Below are 14,266 nucleotides of genomic sequence, written 5' to 3'. Positions count from 1 at the left end.
ACTTGAAGAGGAGGTGTCTCTCAATGGACATGAATCAATATTTGACAATGTTTATTGATGAGTCAAATGATCATCTGCAATCATTAAATGAAAACATGCTTCAATTAGAAAGCAACCCGGACGATATCGGGATCGTACAGATTATTTTCCGATCGGCTCATACATTGAAGGGTATGGCAGCAACGATGGGATACGAAGATCTGGCTTCGCTTACCCACCAGATGGAAAACGTGCTGGATCTTGTCCGAAACGAAAAGTTAAAGATGCAGGATTTTATCTTTGACACGCTCTTCAAAAGCTTGGACGCTCTTGAATCGATGGTGCAGGATATCACCAACGGCGGAGACGGGAAAGCGGATGTTTCCTCTATCGTGGCATCTTTGCAGGCGATTGTGCGTGGAGAAGGGGCAACACCTGCTGGGGAAGCTGCCGAAGGAGATAGCTCTGTTGCGGCCGTTCAGGGCATTGAATTGGATGAGTTTCAATTCTCCGTGCTTGATCAATCGATTTCGGAAGGACATAAGGTTCTATATATCCAAGTGACATTGCGAGAGGATTGCCAACTCAAGGCGGTTCGTGCCTACATGGTATTCGAAACGCTGGAAAGATCCGGGGAAATCGTCAAGACGTATCCGGACGTTCAAGAGATTGAACAAGGTGAATTCGATCGCGTATTTTCGTTGTATTACATAACGCAAAGAGAAACGCAAGATATTGAAAGCCAGATTCTGGGCGTTTCGGAGATCGAGACTACCACGGTTGTGGCGCTCGATCATGAAACTTTGCAGCAAATGGTACAGGAGAGCGCGGCTACAGCAGAAGCTGTCAAACCGCAAGTTTCAGAAGCATCCCAAGCAGCTGCAGCTTCACCGGAAGGCAAAGGAACTTCAGCGCCTGTCAAAGAATCCAAGGCACCCGCCCGAAATGCTGGGGGAGGTAATCCTTCAAGAACGATCCGGGTTGATATTGAACGGCTCGATGTTCTAATGAATCTGTTCAGCGAGCTTCTGATTGATCGGGTGCGCCTTGAGCAGCTGGCCAGCGAGTCCAAGAACCAGGAGCTGACGGACACGGTTGAGCACATGAGCCGCGTAAGCAGCGATTTGCAGAATATCGTCCTGAAACTGCGCATGGTGCCTGTGGACACGGTGTTCAACCGTTTTCCTAGGATGGTGCGGGACCTTGCCAAAACCTTGGACAAAAAAATTGATTTGATTATTACCGGAGCTGAAACAGAGCTGGATCGTACGGTTATTGATGAGATTGGTGACCCGCTGGTCCATTTGCTGCGAAACTCGGCAGACCATGGCGTCGAACCTGTTGCCGACCGTATCGCTGCCGGTAAACCGGAGACCGGAACCGTGCATCTGCGTGCGTTCCACAGCGGCAACAATGTCTTCATTGAGATTGAGGATGATGGACGCGGTATCTACCGTGACAAGATTCTGAAGAACGCGCTGGCAAAAGGCGTTGTGACGGAGGCCGAAGCAGCGACCATGACCGATGACGAGGTCAATCAACTGCTATTCGCGCCGGGATTCAGCACCGCTGAGAAAATTTCGGACGTATCCGGCCGAGGCGTTGGGCTTGACGTTGTTAAATCCAAAATCGTTGCCCTGGGCGGTAACGTCACCATCTACTCGACGCCGGGAAAAGGCACGAACTTCTCCGTTCAGCTTCCATTAACGCTCTCTATCATAGCAGCTATGCTGATTCGGATGGGGTCCGAAAAATACGCGATTCCGCTTTCCTCCATTGTTGAAACGGGCATCATCAAGCGCGGGCAAATCAAACATGTTCACGGCAGCCGCATGATCCAGTTCCGTGAATCGCTGATACCGGTCATCTCGCTTAGCCGTTTGTTTGAAGTTCCAGATTTTGATGAAGAGCTGGAAGAAGAAACGGAGATCGTTGTGATCCGCAAGGGGGATCGTTTAGCGGCACTCACCATCGATGATTTTATCGGTCAGAGTGAAATCGTCATTAAAAATCTCGGTAAATATCTGCCTGCCATTCAGGGAGTATCCGGAGCAACCATCCTCGGGGATGGACAGGTCGCTCTTATCATCGACGCAAATGCATTTATCAAATAAATCGTTGCTATCAAGCACGGCAGGCCACACATTTTGAAGGAGGACTTATTCATGGGAGAAGAAATCAAGGTTATTGTCTTTAAACTTGGGGAGGAAGAATACGGCATCGAGGTAGACAAGGTTCAAACCATTGAGCGAATGATGCCCATTACGCGTGTTCCGAAGACTTATGCTTTCGTAAAAGGTGTTATTAATCTTCGAGGCGTCGTCATTCCTGTAATCAATCTGCGCGGCCGTTTTGGATTGGACGAGGTGGAAGTAACCGATCAAACGCGGGTTATCATCGTAGCTGTCAATGACATGCAGGTAGGCTTTATCGTAGATTCCGCTAGTGATGTCATCGATCTGAATACGGACAGCATTGACTCTCCGCCTGAGGTGGTCGGCGGGATTAAAGCGAAATATCTTCGCGGTGTCGCGAAGGTAGGAGAGGAGCGCCTTCTCGTCATGCTGAATCTGTCCGAAGTGCTGAACAAGAGTGAGATTATTCAGCTGGAAGGCCTTGAGGAGTAGACAGTGGAGCTGTTTAAGCATGGCAAGGAAATCAAAATGGATGTTTTGAAGGAAGTAGGAAACATCGGAGCGGGCAATGCGGCAACCGCCCTCTCCCGCTTGCTTAACAAACCTATTGATATGGCTGTACCCAAAGTTCAACTCCTGCCTTTTGAGCAGATTGCCGAAAGTGTAGGAGGAAGCGAACAGCTCGTTCTTGCCGTATTTTTACGGGTGGAAGGCAGTGCGCCGGGCAATCTCTTCTTTATTATGAGTCCGGAAGCCGGGAAGAATTTACTGCAGAATCTGGCGGGCTTTGAAGTGTCGGATGAGGAACAATTCTCCGAGATGGAGCAGTCCGCATTATGCGAGATCGGAAACATATTGTCAGGCTCGTACTTATCGTCGCTTGCCGATCTGACCAATCTGTCCATGACACCTACGGTGCCGGCCCTCGCGATGGATATGGCAGGTGCCATCTTAAGTTATGGATTGCTGCAGTTCGGAGAAATGGGAGACGATGCCCTCTTAATCAACACGACGTTCCTAGAAGGGCAGAACGAGGTGGAAGGCCAGTTCTTCCTGATACCTGATCCACAATCATTTGCTCAAATTTTCGAAGCTTTAGGAGTGCCTTTAGAGCATGATTGAAGAACAAAGCATAGTGAAAGTAGCCATGGCGGATCTGAACGTCGCAGGTCCGAACGGTATTTTGCGTACAACGGGACTCGGCTCGTGCGTCGGACTGACGTTGTATGATCCGGTGACGAAGATTGGTGGAATGGCGCATGTAATGCTTCCATCTTCAGCGATTGCCAGAGAAGGGCAGCTAAACCTGGCCAAATACGCCGATACGGCTCTTCCGATCCTGTTGAATCAGATGAGGAATTTGGGTGCGTCTCCGGCACGTATGGTAGCCAAAATGGCCGGGGGAGCTCAAATGTTTGCTTTTGCCGGCTCGGGTGACACCATGCGCATTGGTCCGCGTAATGTAGAGTCTTGCAAGGCTGGGCTCGAGCAGATGGGGATTACGCTAATTGCCGAGGATACCGGAGGAAATTATGGAAGAACCGTTGAGTTGGACTGTGCAACGGGTAAGTTTACAATACGAAGCGTACAAAAGGGCATAAAGGAATTGTAGCTAATGGGAAAACTCCGTTTTTATCTGATGACTGGAATTGCCGGTTTTGTGTTCACGTTTATATTCTCCATACGTAACAATCTGTGGATGACTAGCATGTATCGGGCTCTCCTTGCATGTGTGATTTGGTTTCTTCTGGCGTTCCTGCTGAATTGGATGTTTGCTGCCATTACGGGTCCGCGAGCCGTTGTTCAAGGGGACGTCGACACGCAGCGGGAGCAAGACCGAGGAACTGTTCTTGATTTATCCACGCCTGATGAGGATCGGGAATTGATGGATTTAATCCATTCCGAATCCAGCAGCAAAGAGAATGGAGACTTTGTACCGCTAAATCCTCCTAAGCTGGTTTCAACGAAAGAACCCGAAGAACTGGCCAAGGCCGTTCGTCACCTTACGGAAAAATAAGGAGGGTGAAGGCAATTGGACGAACGTAAAGCTTCTGTGCTAAACCATGCGGATTTGTGGAGCGCATGGAAGGAAGATGGAGACCATGAAGCGAAGAAGAAACTAATCGAATATCATTTGCACATCGTTGACTATGTTTCAAGCCGCTTGGCTATCGGTCTTCCGAAGAACGTTTCTAAGGGAGATTTGGCCAGCAATGGGGTAATGGGTCTGATTGATGCCATCGAAAAGTTTGATTACAAACGAGGGCTGCAGTTCGAAACCTATGCTTCTTGGCGTGTGCGCGGGGCTATTCTGGACTCGCTGCGCCAAGGGGACTGGGTGCCGCGTTCCGTCCGCGAGAAAGCGAAGAAGATTGAAACTGCATATCAGCAGTTGGAACAGAAGTATTTACGCAGCGTCAGTGATTCCGAGATGAGTGATTACCTTGATGTGACTGAGAAGGAGTTCCGGCACATGCTGCAGGAAGTAGCGGTCATGACATTGACATCTCTGGAGGATCCGATCCGCGAGGAGGAGTCTGAGACCCGAATGTCGCTCCTGGTTGATGAGAAAGCGAAAAATCCGGATCACAAGGTCCATGAATTTTATCTGCGAGAAGCCCTGATGAAGGGTATCGGTAAATTAACCCCGAAAGAGCGGACCGTAGTTTCCTTATTATATTATGAGGATTTATCACTCAGCGAAATTGCTGAGGTGATGTCGCTATCACCTTCACGAATATCTCAGCTTCATTCCAAAGCGATATTGAGACTTCGGGGCGCGCTCGATAAAGATCGGGATTTGCTGATGCAAAACGATTGACGCTTGCCATTTATGAAGGGGGTTCCTGGATTGTCTGTAGATTATGCATTGGATCAGTACTTTAGCGTTACGCTATCGGATGACAAGGTCGTCGCCTATATACAGTTCACCAAGTGGGAGAAGGATTTCTCTTGCTCTGTAGAAGCTCTTGAACAATTTCTGAGAAGTCACCAGGTACGATATGGACTTCAACATGATACGTTGCGGCGAATCGCAGAACATGCGGAGGAATATCAATATAGTAGAACGCCGATTGCCATGGGAACGGAACCTATGCACGGACAGAACGGCAGAATCGAATTTACCGTTAATTTTGGGAATGAGACGAACCTGAAGCCGCTGGAGATCGAAGATGGCAAAGTGGACTATAAAGAAGTGATTCGTTTAAATAATGTAAAGAAAGGCCAGCTGCTGGCAACCCGAATCCCGCCAACAAAAGGAGTCCCCGGAACTGCGGTGACCGGAGAGGAGATTCCGAGCAAACCGGGTAAGGAAGCTCATTTCAAGGTGGGGAAGAACGTCGTTGTTAACGCCGAGAAAACTGCAATGTACGCTGCCCTTGACGGACTCCTCACCAAAACTGAAAAAGGAAAAATCAATGTGTTTCCGGTATATGAGATTAACGGGGATGTTGATTACAGTATTGGCAATATCGATTTTGTCGGTACGGTGGTCATTCGCGGCAATGTGCTTACCGGATTCAGAATCAAGGCAGCAGGGGATATTCGAGTTACCGGCTTTGTGGAAGGAGCCGAGCTGGAGGCTGAAGGTTCGATCGATATATCCGGCGGAATCATCGGTTACAATAAGGGCTATGTAAAGGCGGGCCAGGATGTCAAAAGCTCGTTCATCCAGGATGGAAACGTCATAGCCGGCGCTAGCGTATTCGTCTCACAGAGCATCATGCATTCCAATATCCGCGCGGTTCAGAATATCGAATGCAACGGGATGAAGGGGCTCGTGGTGGGCGGCATTCTGCAGGCCGGGGAAAAGGTCGTTGCGCGAACGATCGGAAACAGCATGTCGACGGCTACTGTTGTTGAAGTCGGCGTGCTGCCTGAGCTGCGGAATGAACTTGCGGATCTCAGAGCCCAATTGAAGCAATCTTTAGAAAGTATGGATAAAACCGATAAAGCGCTTTATCTTCTGAATCAATTAGCTTCCTCGGGTCAATTGTCGCCAGACAAGCTAGCGCTGCGGATTAAGCTGAATGCGACCAAGAAATCAAACATGGCAGAACAAGCCGATATCAAGGACCGTATGCTGGAAATCGAGAAGATGCTGGAGGATACCGGCAAAGCAAGAGTGAATGTGGTAAAGACGATCTACGGCGGAGCCAAAATTGTCATAGGGCGGTATACCCGCTTTGTTAAGGATCCCACGCAGCGGGTTTCTTTTTACTATCATGAAGGGGATATCACCATGGTGCCGCTCTTGTAGGTCAAAACATACGTTTTAAATGCTTGTGGACATGATCCTATATTATGAGGTGATTCCATTGAGTTTGAAATCGGTTGAGATGCAAATTGCGGTCCCCAGAACCAATGAAGCGGGCAAGATGCATAATGAAACCCAGCAGCGACCGATGAATGATCAGACACTGCTTGCGGGTGAATTAACGAAGAACAGCCGTGCGGAAGCCAGCGAAGCACGGAAGTGAGTGAGACGGCGGAGACAGCCGTGCGCGATGACGGTAGCCGTCAATCCTCTGGGCAGCAACATGGCCGGGGAGCGGCAGAATCAAGCGAAACAGTGGAGCAGCCGGCTGAGCATCCTTATAAAGGCAAAAATTTCGATGTTTCGCTCTAGATAATTTATAGGCATAAAGGAGTTAATGGATTTGAAACCATGGATATATATCGTGCTGCTTGGCATTGCCGCCGTGCTGTATGCTTTTATGCTGCCGAAACGCCGTGAAGAGACCGTGTCCAGCGAGCGGGTTGTAAAAGAAGTGGAGAACACGCTTGAAGGATACATGGCGGAAATCCAAAATGAGAACGAACAGTTGGTGGAACTGGTTAGCCAGATGAAAAAAGAACTGGATGCCAAGCAGCAAGCACATCAAGAGCAGGTCAGTGATTTGCGGCACCGCATGCTGGCCATGGAGGAGAAGATGACCGATTCGCAAACGCGTCTTCGACTGGCGGAAGAGAAGCTTGTGCAAGCCGCTGCGACCGTTTCTTTGTCCGCAGGAGCAGCTGCAGCGACTTCCGAAGCTGAACCTGCACCTCCTGTACATTCCATCAAATCCAGATACGCGGAGCTGTTTGATCTATATGAACAAGGAAAGTCCATCGATATGATTGCCAAGACCACGGGTCTTCAGCGAGGCGAAGTTCAACTTATTATTCAGTTGGCCAAACAGGAGGAGTCCGTGTGATCAAGAACCGTACATTTATGATGGGCCTGGGAAGTGGTCTCGTGATCGGTGCAGTGCTGCTTCAGCTGATGTGGATCGGTCAAGGCACAACTGCATCACAGACGCAGGAATTAACGAAGGAGCAGCTGGTTGCTGCAGCGGAAGCTTTGGATATGCAAGTCGTCGAAGGTTCAGACGAGCTGTTGACGGCGGAGCAGTGGGAAGAGAAGAAGCTTGGTGAGGGCGGCGAGTCCGAAGGAGCCGATCCTGCACAGAAGACGGGAACGGAACAGCCGGAAGCACCGGAGCAGCCGAAGAAGCCTGAACCGGGCGAGGAGAAGAAACAGGAATCCCCCCGGGTAACGAATCCGGCGAAGCCGAAAACACCGGCTAAAGCGGAAGCGCAGATTAAAGTAAACATTCCATCCGGAAACAATCTCAGCGATGTAGCAAACAGCCTTATGAATGCCGGCGTCATTGACAATAAACAGGCATTCATCACTAAAGCTACCGAGAATAAAATCAACACCAAGATCCTGAGCGGTACATACTCGTTTACGGCAGGCGAGAGTTACAATTCGATCATCACGAAAATCACGACAAAACCCTCCAACTAGCACTCCGGTTGAGAGAGGTTTTTTTCTTTATAGGAACTCTTCAAGCTCTTGATTGGCTGGACCTGATGAAGTACATAAAAGACATTGCAACCTGCCCATGGTTATGTTATAGTAATTGACGGTGTTAAAACACACGCCAGAGTGATTTCGTTGAGGGTGCTTCCAGGATTGGGAGTCTTAATGAAAAATGATCTCGGCGGAGGGACACACAAAAACCAAACTTAGGAGGTGCGTGAAGATGGCAGTAATTTCCATGAAACAGCTTTTGGAAGCTGGCGTTCACTTCGGTCACCAGACTCGTCGCTGGAACCCGAAAATGGATAAATTTATCTTCACTGAAAGAAACGGTATCTACATTATCGACCTGCAAAAAACGGTCAAGAAAGTTGAAGAAGCTTTCAACTTCGTAAAAAGCGTAGCTGGAGAGAATGGTACAATCCTGTTCGTCGGCACGAAAAAACAAGCTCAAGATTCCGTGAAGGAAGAAGCAGAACGTTGCGGTATGTACTACATCAACCAACGTTGGCTCGGCGGAACTTTGACTAACTTTGAAACGATCCAAAAGCGTATCAACCGCTTGAAGCAGCTCGAAACTTGGGAAGAGGACGGCACGTTCCAAGTATTGCCTAAGAAAGAGGTTATCCTTCTCCGCAAAGAGAAAGATCGTCTTGAAAAATTCTTGGGCGGTATCAAGAACATGAAGGGTCTTCCAAGCGCATTGTTCGTTATCGATCCTCGCAAAGAGCGCATCGCAGTAGCGGAAGCTCGCAAATTGGGTATCCCAATCGTTGGTATCGTTGATACGAACTGTGATCCGGATGAAATCGACTATGTAATTCCAGGTAACGATGACGCGATCCGCGCTGTCAAATTGTTGACTGGTAAAATGGCCGATGCCGTTGTTGAAGCTCACCAAGGCGAAGAAACAACTGCTTAATCGGGATTAAACGTATAAACCATGAATTAAATGAAAAGGGTGGTTGGTAGGTGTATAACCTCTCACTGCCCTTTTTTTAAGATGTTAGAACGGATAACGTGCGAATATGTGTGAAATCCGGAGCCTGGCATCTCAGGGGAAGAACAACTACTTAATGCGGTCTGGAATCTTGGAGAGAACAAAGAATGATGGTTTTCTTGAGGACCAAACGCAAAACTTCATCATACCAATTTGGAGGGAATTCTAATGGCAGTAACAGCTAGTGCGGTAAAAGAACTTCGCGAAAGAACAGGCGCGGGCATGCTGGATTGCAAAAAAGCGCTGGATGAAACAAATGGTGATATCGACAAAGCGATCGCAGTACTTCGCGAAAAAGGTTTGTCTGCAGCAGCTAACAAAGCTGGCCGTATTGCAACTGAAGGTGTTGTAGAGTCTTATATTCACGGTGGCGGACGGATCGGCGTTCTCGTTGAAATCAACTGTGAAACCGACTTCGTAGGTAAAACAGATCAATTTAAAGAGTTCGCTCGCGATATCGCTATGCATATTGCGGCTGCTAACCCTAAATATGTTCGTCGTGAAGAAGTGCCGACTGAAGATCTTGAGAAAGAAAAAGAGATTTTGAAAAACCAAGCCCTGAACGAAGGCAAGCCTGAAAAAATCGTTGAGAAAATGGTTGAAGGCCGCATCAACAAATACTATGAAGAATATTGCTTGCTTGAGCAATCCTTCGTCAAAGATCCTGACAAAACGATCAACACGCTGCTTAACGAAAAAATCAGCACGATCGGTGAGAACATCTCCATCCGTCGTTTTGCCCGTTTTGAACTTGGCGAAGGCTTGGAGAAAAAACAAGACAACTTCGTTGAAGAAGTTATGTCCCAGGTGAATAAATAAGCCGAATGGGCTAATATAAGTTATAGAAAAGAGTGGAACACACCTGTGTTCCTTCTTTTTTAAGAGATATAAAGGCATAAGAGAGATAAGATTGTTATAAATTCGGAGTAAGGCACCCTTATCTCACAAGAAAGAATGGACTTTAGTCTTGATTAGACGACCAGAAGTTTCTACTTGAGACGGATGTTTTTACCCGATTTTTATAAACCGTCAAGCAGTGCCGGTGTGTCTGTCTGTCGTTTTTCAAACGGGCGTCGTATACTTAGGCGCCGTCTTAAAGTGGAGGGTTATCATTTGGAACAGCCAGTATATAAACGAGTGATATTGAAAGTCAGTGGGGAATCCCTTTCAGGGCAGAATGGATATGGTATTGATGCTGAGACGATCTCATCGATCGCTGAGCAGGTTCGCGAGGTGGTTGAGCTTGGTGTGGAGGTCGCCATCGTATGCGGCGGCGGAAACATCTGGCGCGGTATCGCCGGCAGCGCGAACGGAATCGACCGTGCGACAGCAGATTATATGGGAATGCTGGCTACGGTGATGAACTCTTTGGCTCTTCAGGATGCCTTGGAGCAGATCGATGTGCCGACTCGGGTGCAAACCTCTATCTCAATGCAGCAAATTGCGGAGCCGTATATTCGCCGCAGAGCCATTCGGCATTTGGAAAAAGGTCGTGTCGTAATTTTTGCGGCAGGAACGGGTAACCCATACTTCTCCACCGATACGACTGCAGCGCTTCGCGCAGCGGAAATCGAAGCAGAAGTGATTCTCATGGCGAAGAACAAGGTGGACGGAGTGTACTCCGCTGATCCATTTAAGGATGAAACTGCCGAGAAGTACGAGCAGCTTACGTATCTAGACGTATTGAACAAAAACCTTGGGGTAATGGACTCTACAGCTTCATCGTTATGTATGGACAACAACATCCCGCTCATCGTCTTCGCTATTACGGAGCAAGGTAATATCAAGCGCGTCGTTCTGGGCGAGAAAATCGGAACGATCGTCAAAGGGAGTGTAGATTAATGCCGCAATCGGTGAAAAAGAATGCAGAAGAACGCATGGAAAAAGCGATCTTGTCTTTGAAGCGTGACCTGGCAACGCTGCGCGCAGGACGGGCAGCGCCAGCGCTGCTCGACCGGATCACGGTTGAATACTACGGAGCACCAACCCCGCTGAATCAGCTGGCTAACATCAGCACGCCGGATTCAAGAACGCTCATGATCCAGCCTTGGGACAAGTCGTCCTTGGCCGATATCGAGAAAGCGATCATGAAATCTGATGTCGGATTGACGCCGGCGAATGATGGTAATCAAATTCGTCTCGTCGTACCTGCACTGACGGAAGAACGCAGAACCGAACTGGTGAAAATGACGAAGAAATTCGGCGAGGAAGCGAAAGTGGCCATCCGCAACATTCGCCGTGATGCCAACGACGACATCAAAAAATTGGAGAAAACAGATATTTCCGAGGACGAGTCCCGGAGACATCAGGAAGATATCCAAAAAGCGACGGATAAATTTATCGCAGAAGTCGACAAAGTCCTCGTTGCTAAAGAAAAAGAGATCATGGAAGTATAAGAGACTTGTGGCCCCTCCTGTCAATGGTGGGGTTTGTCTCTTTTTTTGCAGAAAGATGCCTGGAGGAAATGGAATGATCAAACGGGTTCGATCGTGGTTGAATCAGGAGGACAGTCAGCAGACGCATCAGCTCTCTCCGGACAACATCCCACATCATGTCGCCATCATTATGGATGGTAATGGACGCTGGGCGAAACGGCGCGGTATGCCGCGAATCGTTGGCCATCAGAATGGCATGAAGGCTGTCAAAAGAGCGGCCATTGCCGCCGATGATTTGGGAATCAAAATATTGACGATGTACGCTTTTTCGACAGAAAATTGGACGCGTCCGAAGGATGAGGTCGATTTTCTGATGAAGCTTCCGCAAGAGTTCCTGGCTATTGAGCTGGAAGAGCTGATCGAGAAAAATGTCCAGGTCCGCATGATGGGACATCCGGAAGACCTTCCGTCCCATACCGTGTCTGCGATGGAAGAAGCAGTTGCGAAGACAGCCGGCAATGACGGACTTGTGCTTAACTTTGCACTCAATTACGGAAGCCGGAAAGAGATCACCGAAAGTGTCAAGGCGCTCGGACGAGAAGTGCGCGACGGGATTCTTCGTCCTGAGGATATTACAGAGGAACTGATTGGCCAGCGGCTCCTCACAGGCGAATTGCCGGATCCGGATTTACTGATCCGCACAAGCGGCGAGCTGCGGCTAAGTAATTTTATGCTGTGGCAGCTCGCGTATAGTGAGCTATGGTTTACGGATGCCTATTGGCCGGAATTTACCAAAGACCATTTGGTGGAGGCCGTAGCCGATTATCAACAAAGAACAAGGCGCTACGGTGGACTTTCGTAGCCGATGGAGGATGGAACGTTTTGAAACAGCGATTGATTACCGGAATTATAGCGGGAGCGGTCTTTTTAGGATTATGTTTCATAGGCGGTCTGTGGTACCATCTTCTGATTCTGGCGATGGCGCTAATCGGTTATTATGAGTTTGTGCGCATGACCAATACGGCACCGTTCGGGGGAACGGCGTGGATTGGATATGCGGGGGTGCTGTTGCTTGTATTTCCATGGGGTCCGCTTGATTTGAATATTCAGATCCCGTGGGAACATGTACTTTGGCTCCTGCTGCTTTTATTTTTACTGGCGACCGTGACGACGAAGAATGTAATTGATATCAAACGGGTTTCCTTATTGTTTATGGCTTCAGCGTATATCGGAATCGGATTTTCCTTTATTGCCGAATCACGACATGCTCCTGACGGCCATGGCGTATTCTGGACTTTTCTGCTTCTGGCCTCGATCTGGGCAAGTGATGCGGGAGCGTATTTTGTCGGACGCGCCATGGGGCGCCATAAACTGTGGCCTTCCATCAGTCCGAACAAAACAGTTGAAGGTGCGCTCGGCGGTGTGGTCATCGCCGTGTTCACATCTCTGCTCTTTTCATTCTTCTCAGATGGATTCCTGACGGCTGGACAAGCGATTCTGATCGGGCTTTCATGCGCTGTTATCGGTCAACTCGGGGATTTGGTGCAATCCGCCTATAAACGGGTGTATGACATCAAGGATTCGGGTAAACTGCTGCCGGGCCATGGAGGGATACTGGATCGATGTGACAGTTGGATCGTCGTGTTTCCGTTTGTACATATATTGAGTCTCCTGCCTTACTGATGAAAGGAAAGATGTTGCATGAAGAAGATCAGCGTACTCGGCTCCACTGGCTCCATAGGTACCCAGACTTTGGACGTTGTGAGGAAACACCGGGAACATTTTCAGATTGAGGGCCTCGCTGCAGGGAGTAATAAGGACCTGCTGCTTCAGCAGGTCAAAGAGTTTTCTCCTCGCAAAGTGTCCGTTGCCACGAAAGAGCTTGCTGACAGCATAAGGCAAGATCTTCCTGCCGGAACCGAAGTGTTCCATGGTCATGAAGGCTTGATCGAGATTGCGGCAGCGACAGATGCGGAAATGGTGGTTACAGCGGTTGTTGGAAGCATGGGTCTGTCCTCTACGCTTGCAGCGATTGATGAGGGGAAGACCATTGGGCTCGCGAATAAGGAAACGTTGGTAACGGCAGGTCATCTGGTTACGGCCCGAGCGGCTGCCAAAGGGGTAAAACTCTTGCCGATCGATAGCGAGCATTCCGCCATATTCCAATGCCTGAACGGGGAGCGGCATGAAGATATTGAACGGATCACGCTGACGGCTTCCGGAGGCTCATTCCGGGATTACACCCGGGAACTGCTGGTCAACGTTACGGTGGAGGATGCGCTAAAACATCCGAACTGGTCCATGGGTGCCAAAATCACGATTGATTCGGCCACCATGGTCAATAAAGGGCTTGAGGTGATCGAGGCCCATTGGTTGTATGGTATTCCTTACGACAACATTTCTGTGCTGCTTCACCCGGAAAGCATCATTCACTCTTTTGTGGAATTCCGCGATTCGAGTATCATTGCCCAGCTCGGCAACCCGGATATGCGGGTTCCGATTCAATATGCGCTGACCTATCCGGAACGGTGGACTTCGCCTGCACCAAGGCTATCTTTGGCGGAAGCGGGCAAGCTGCATTTCCGGGAGATGGACCTTGAACGTTTTCCTTGTTTAAGGCTTGCTTATGAATGTGGTAGAATGGGTGGGACAGCGCCAACGGTATTCAACGCAGCTAATGAAATTGCGGTCGCCCGGTTTCTCCGCGGCGAAATCTCTTTTCTGCGAATTGAAGAGATCATTGAGGAAGTGCTGCAAAGCCATCATGTTGCGCCGGAACCGGCACTGGAAACGATTGAAGAGAGCGATCGGATCTCACGTGAATTAGCTTCCCGACTATAGGATTTGAAGTGTTTTTGAAATCTCCCTTGAAAAAAAGCGGACAGCTTGTGATTCTCTTGTGGACGACAGGAGAATAATGATAATCTATAGGGACATACTGCGTTCTCAGAGGAAAAGGGGGATG

At 48.9% G+C, this 14,266-nt stretch carries 16 protein-coding genes and 1 pseudogene; all 17 read left to right on the top strand.

Going from position 1 to position 14,266, the window contains the following annotated elements:
* Positions 1-23: 23 nt before the first annotated feature.
* The 17 genes and pseudogenes from AC0VZ8_RS21470 (at position 24) to AC0VZ8_RS21390 (ending at position 14,142) form a co-directional block, all read left to right on the top strand.
* Entirely contained in the window at positions 24-2,093 is a 2,070-nt protein-coding gene (locus AC0VZ8_RS21470; protein WP_475484335.1) for a chemotaxis protein CheW, read from the top strand.
* A 51-nt stretch (positions 2,094-2,144) separates the two neighbouring features.
* A complete protein-coding gene (locus tag AC0VZ8_RS21465) occupies positions 2,145-2,606 on the top strand; it encodes a chemotaxis protein CheW (protein WP_475484334.1) in 462 nt (153 codons plus the stop codon).
* Between the two features lie 36 nt (positions 2,607-2,642).
* Positions 2,643-3,236: a chemotaxis protein CheC gene (locus AC0VZ8_RS21460; RefSeq protein WP_251035541.1), complete on the top strand. Its 594-nt coding sequence runs from the start codon at positions 2,643-2,645 to the stop codon at positions 3,234-3,236.
* Positions 3,229-3,726 (top strand): chemotaxis protein CheD, encoded by a 498-nt coding sequence (locus tag AC0VZ8_RS21455; RefSeq protein ID WP_260065151.1) that lies wholly within the window; start codon positions 3,229-3,231, stop codon positions 3,724-3,726. The genes AC0VZ8_RS21460 and AC0VZ8_RS21455 overlap by 8 nt, the downstream gene beginning before the upstream one ends.
* Before the next feature lie 3 nt (positions 3,727-3,729).
* A complete protein-coding gene (locus AC0VZ8_RS21450) occupies positions 3,730-4,131 on the top strand; it encodes a hypothetical protein (RefSeq protein WP_071220102.1) in 402 nt (133 codons plus the stop codon).
* 15 nt (positions 4,132-4,146) lie between these two features.
* Entirely contained in the window at positions 4,147-4,935 is a 789-nt protein-coding gene (locus AC0VZ8_RS21445; protein ID WP_071220103.1) for a FliA/WhiG family RNA polymerase sigma factor, read from the top strand.
* A 30-nt stretch (positions 4,936-4,965) separates the two neighbouring features.
* Complete coding sequence (locus tag AC0VZ8_RS21440; RefSeq protein ID WP_071220104.1) at positions 4,966-6,375, top strand: DUF342 domain-containing protein; 1,410 nt, start codon at positions 4,966-4,968, stop codon at positions 6,373-6,375.
* Positions 6,376-6,433: 58 nt separating this feature from the next.
* A pseudogene (locus AC0VZ8_RS21435) lies at positions 6,434-6,744 on the top strand (hypothetical protein).
* Positions 6,745-6,769: 25 nt separating this feature from the next.
* Complete coding sequence (locus tag AC0VZ8_RS21430; RefSeq protein ID WP_475484333.1) at positions 6,770-7,315, top strand: hypothetical protein; 546 nt, start codon at positions 6,770-6,772, stop codon at positions 7,313-7,315.
* Positions 7,312-7,911, top strand: coding sequence for an endolytic transglycosylase MltG (locus AC0VZ8_RS21425; RefSeq protein ID WP_475484332.1), 600 nt, complete (start codon positions 7,312-7,314; stop codon positions 7,909-7,911). Before AC0VZ8_RS21430 ends, AC0VZ8_RS21425 begins: the two co-directional genes overlap by 4 nt.
* Before the next feature lie 238 nt (positions 7,912-8,149).
* Positions 8,150-8,848, top strand: coding sequence for a 30S ribosomal protein S2 (rpsB, locus tag AC0VZ8_RS21420; RefSeq protein ID WP_071220108.1), 699 nt, complete (start codon positions 8,150-8,152; stop codon positions 8,846-8,848).
* Positions 8,849-9,094: 246 nt separating this feature from the next.
* On the top strand, positions 9,095-9,745 hold the full coding sequence (gene tsf, locus AC0VZ8_RS21415) for a translation elongation factor Ts (protein ID WP_071220109.1): 651 nt from the start codon (positions 9,095-9,097) through the stop codon (positions 9,743-9,745).
* A 294-nt stretch (positions 9,746-10,039) separates the two neighbouring features.
* Complete coding sequence (pyrH, locus tag AC0VZ8_RS21410) at positions 10,040-10,768, top strand: UMP kinase (protein ID WP_006211297.1); 729 nt, start codon at positions 10,040-10,042, stop codon at positions 10,766-10,768.
* Positions 10,768-11,322: a ribosome recycling factor gene (gene frr / locus AC0VZ8_RS21405; protein WP_071220110.1), complete on the top strand. Its 555-nt coding sequence runs from the start codon at positions 10,768-10,770 to the stop codon at positions 11,320-11,322. The genes pyrH and frr overlap by 1 nt, the downstream gene beginning before the upstream one ends.
* Before the next feature lie 73 nt (positions 11,323-11,395).
* Positions 11,396-12,163, top strand: a complete 768-nt coding sequence (locus tag AC0VZ8_RS21400; protein WP_071220111.1) for an isoprenyl transferase — start codon at positions 11,396-11,398, stop codon at positions 12,161-12,163.
* Between the two features lie 20 nt (positions 12,164-12,183).
* Complete coding sequence (locus AC0VZ8_RS21395; protein WP_071220112.1) at positions 12,184-12,984, top strand: phosphatidate cytidylyltransferase; 801 nt, start codon at positions 12,184-12,186, stop codon at positions 12,982-12,984.
* A gap of 18 nt (positions 12,985-13,002) precedes the next feature.
* On the top strand, positions 13,003-14,142 hold the full coding sequence (locus AC0VZ8_RS21390; RefSeq protein ID WP_475484331.1) for a 1-deoxy-D-xylulose-5-phosphate reductoisomerase: 1,140 nt from the start codon (positions 13,003-13,005) through the stop codon (positions 14,140-14,142).
* The last annotated feature ends 124 nt before the right edge of the window (positions 14,143-14,266 follow it).

The organism is Paenibacillus sp. QJM3NY_38 (assembly GCF_056173265.1).
This window is presented reverse-complemented; position numbering and strand designations above follow the sequence as displayed.